The sequence below is a fragment of the Periweissella beninensis genome, from assembly GCF_016908275.1.
GTDB lineage: Bacteria > Bacillota > Bacilli > Lactobacillales > Lactobacillaceae > Periweissella > Periweissella beninensis.
Genome location: NZ_JAFBDN010000047.1, coordinates 1 through 3,071, shown reverse-complemented (window position 1 = coordinate 3,071; position 3,071 = coordinate 1). Strand labels below are relative to the sequence as shown.

Below are 3,071 nucleotides of genomic sequence, written 5' to 3'. Positions count from 1 at the left end.
GTCGCCCTTTAAAATAATTTTCCATCATCGCTACCTCGCTTTTTAGGCTAATTATACTCAAAATAAGTTTACCTGAAAAATTTTGCACCAGAACCAGTGGAACCACTCCAGAAATGATCCATACGGATCGTGGAGCGGCATATACGTCCACCAATTACAACGAATCTCTCTGTCAGGAGAAGGTAAGGCATAGCCTATCGGCGCCTGGGACACCAGCGGATAACGCCGTAATGGAACACTGGTGGGCAGATTTAAAAAGCATCTGGCTCGAGCATCGTCCAAAGGCGCAAACTCTAGCAGAGTTACAGGAACAGGTTCGTGCTGGAATAATGTACTTCACGAATCAGTTCATTTCCGCTAAAAGAAATGACCAAACCGTGGCGGAATATTACCACGATTTGGTCGGATAAGAAAAATTGTGTTTTCGTTTTTATAAGTGTCAACTTGACAGGGGATAGTACCCATAAAAATAGCTAGAAAATTTAGACACCTGAAAGATTGTTGTCGTCATTAAAGCTGTTTTATTTTTCGATCCGTAAAAAACGAGATAGGTAATGTTAAAAATGATATTAAAGCTCCCATTAGGTAAACAAATCTAAAAGCTTTAGTAACTTGAATAATTTGTTTATCATGAATCTTATCCTTTAGAGCACTAACAACAGATGCTTGTGCGGTTAATTGGATTTCAATTTTGTTTTTCTCAATAAAAGGTAAAAGTTCATTATTTTGAGTCTGAATTAAATGATGTTCAATTTTATCTAAAGAAAGATAATTACGATAATACAAGTTTTTCTTAGTCGGAATTACTAAGTTATCAGTTCTCTGCATAGCGGATAATAGAGCATTCTTTTGTGTAGTTAACTTTTTCTGATTACTATCTGCTGAATAAGCTGTTTTTAAGAGTGAGTTAAATTTTACTTTTACATCTTTAGAAACTCGGGCTTTATTAACAATATTTTCACCATAATTTTTTGTTTGTAATTTAGCAGAATTAACACCCACATTTAAAAGTGCAACTAGTAACGCGATACCAAGACAAGTACCTAATTGCCTACTTGAATTGATGATACCTGATCCGATACCACTTTTTTCAGCAGGTAAAAATCTTATTGAGGAAACAATCGTTTGGCTCATGAAACCAAAGCCAGTTCCATTAAGAATCATAAAAGTGATTAAAACGCCATCAGAAGTTTTATTAGTAATCAAGGTCATTTCCAATAAACTTGCGGTAATAAGCAATAAGCCTACTAAATTTATAAAAATATAGTTGGTTCTTTGAGCAATATATGTTCCCAAAGGCATCATAAAGAATACCGTAAGAGACAAAACAGCAATGATTGACGTTGCGTGCAATGGTTCATAATTTAGTACTTCTTGTAAATAATAATTAAAAATTATAATTGGGCATACAAGAACCATTCCACTAATAAAACAGATAAAAGTTGAAGCACTAAAGGTTCTCTCTTTAAATAGTGTTAATTCTATCAAAGGTTCTTTAACTTGTAGTTCAACAATTGTAAAAAGGATTAGCAGTATTATACCAGTACATAAAGATGCAATGATTTTTGTCGATTGCCAATCGTAGCTTTGTCCTTTTAAAAGGCCAAAGACAATCCCCAATATCCCACCTGATAATAGTAATACACCAATAAAATCTATCTTTTTAGAAATAGTATTATCATAAGATTCATTAATACAGAATATAATTAAGAATATTGTTATTAAACCAATTGGTAGGTTAATTGCAAAAATCCATTTCCAATGTAAATATTGAATAATCAAACCGCCTAATGGTGGACCACCTGCAGCTGCTAATCCAGTTACTGCCCCTACTACGCTTGCTATGAGGGGCATTTTTTCTTTACCAACTAGTTCAATTCCAATTGGCATAACCAATGGTGTAATCATCGCTCCACCTAAGCCTTGAAAAAAGCGAAAAACAATTAGCCAAAGTAAAGTTGGTGCCCAAATACAAGACATAGAAAAAGATGTAAAAATTAATAGACCTAGGAGCATTATTTTTTTACGTCCATATTGATCTGCTAATTTAGCTGAAGTAATCATAAAAATTGATAAAGCTAAAACGTAAGTCGTTGATATCCAACTAACACTTGTGAGTGTTGTGCTAAAATGATTCTGAATTTTAGGTAGAGCCATATTAACGATAGTACTATCTAAAACCCCCATAAACATAGCTAGAGTTAACCCGATGATGCCAGCAATTTTTTTTACCATTATTATCCTCCTTTTTAATGACTACAAGTCACTAAAAACAAAATTAACACTTTATTGACTAAAAGTCAATTGCGGCTATAATATAATTTATATAGATTAAGGAGGAAACTACAATTAGAATTCGAAAAAAACCTGACGTAAGGAAACAAGAACTAGCTACTCATGCTATGCATGAATTTTATGTAAATGGATATGAAAACACTTCTATACAGGATATAGCAGATGCCGCAAAAGTAGCCCACGGTTTAATTTACAAATATTTTAAAAATAAACAAGAGTTGTATGAATACGCGTTAGAAATTTTTATTGATGATGTGGTTACACAGTATCTAGAACTTTTTTCAAAATCTGATTTCACACTAGAAGATATGATTATAAATACTTTTGATTTGCTAAATACTGACAAAAATAAAGATTTTTTCGGTTACTTACATAAAAAAGGTAATGAAGTAGTTTATAGAACAATTATGCAGAATATTCTTAATAAAATGGTTCCTTCGTTAACAAAGATAGTAGAACCATTGGGTAAAAAAGAAGGATACCAAATTGATGATATCCCTGCTTTTCTTTCATTTATTTTGGGTGGACAAATTGAAATTATGGTTAATACTCCTATTGATAAACAAGTTGAAATCAAGAAAAAAATATTAAGATATATTCGAGTTTTGTTAGAAGCTAGTAAAAAAAATCCTCTGTAATACTAACCAGCAGGGTTCTGGTGCAAAAATAATAAAAGGAGCGATTTAACCCTGTTTGATAATCATTTGCGGGCTAGTTTGCTAATAATTCGGTTAATGATTGTAACGCTGAAAAACCAAAGAGGTTAATTGCTCTTT

The 3,071-nt window shown here is 32.5% G+C and carries 2 protein-coding genes and 1 pseudogene; 2 read left to right on the top strand and 1 reads right to left on the bottom strand.

Translation table 11 applies throughout. From position 1 onward, the window contains the following. Positions 1 to 89: 89 nt before the first annotated feature. Positions 90 to 410 (top strand): annotated as a pseudogene (locus JOC59_RS09080) (DDE-type integrase/transposase/recombinase); the annotation flags it as partial. A 100-nt stretch (positions 411 to 510) separates the two neighbouring features. Here the strand turns inward: JOC59_RS09080 and JOC59_RS09075 are convergent. Next, positions 511 to 2,235 (bottom strand): MFS transporter, encoded by a 1,725-nt coding sequence (locus JOC59_RS09075; RefSeq protein WP_205144429.1) that lies wholly within the window; start codon positions 2,233 to 2,235, stop codon positions 511 to 513. 167 nt (positions 2,236 to 2,402) lie between these two features. Between JOC59_RS09075 and JOC59_RS09070 the strand changes: the two genes are divergently transcribed. Then, positions 2,403 to 2,933, top strand: a complete 531-nt coding sequence (locus tag JOC59_RS09070) for a TetR/AcrR family transcriptional regulator (protein ID WP_205144428.1) — start codon at positions 2,403 to 2,405, stop codon at positions 2,931 to 2,933. Positions 2,934 to 3,071 lie beyond the last annotated feature (138 nt).

Excerpts from the sequence above, each read along its gene's own strand:
- JOC59_RS09075 (WP_205144429.1), bottom strand. The coding sequence starts at position 2,235 with ATGGTAAAAAAAATTGCTGGCATCATCGGGTTAACTCTAGCTATGTTT.
- JOC59_RS09070 (WP_205144428.1), top strand. The coding sequence starts at position 2,403 with ATGCATGAATTTTATGTAAATGGATATGAAAACACTTCTATACAGGAT.